The 313-nt window shown below is 59.7% G+C and carries 1 pseudogene; it reads right to left on the bottom strand.

The window, feature by feature from the left end:
- Positions 1 to 313 (bottom strand): annotated as a pseudogene (locus EN851_RS36900) (epoxide hydrolase); the annotation flags it as partial.

Genomic DNA, 313 nt, shown 5'->3' with positions numbered 1-313 from the left:
GCTGCCCGAAGCTCACTGCAGAAGACCTCTGGCTGTTCCCAGGCGGCGTAGTGCCCGCCTTTATCGAGCTTGTTGTAATAGATGAGCTTGGGATACGCCCGCGCCGCCCAACTCCGCGGGATTGTACAGACCTCGTCAGGAAAGGCGCTCACGGCTACGGGTATGGCGACCCCCTTCGGGGCGAAAAAGGCGAACTTGTTTTCCCAATAGATACGCGCCGACGACGTCGCCGTATTCGTCAACCAGTAGAGCGTGATGTTATCGAGGACATCATCTCGCGTGAGGCCGCCGGGTTGTCCGTCAAAGGCGCGTG

The organism is Mesorhizobium sp. M8A.F.Ca.ET.208.01.1.1, from assembly GCF_004791315.1.
GTDB lineage: Bacteria > Pseudomonadota > Alphaproteobacteria > Rhizobiales > Rhizobiaceae > Mesorhizobium.
Note: the sequence above shows the minus strand (reverse complement) of the source record. Positions and strands in the feature narration are given on the sequence as shown.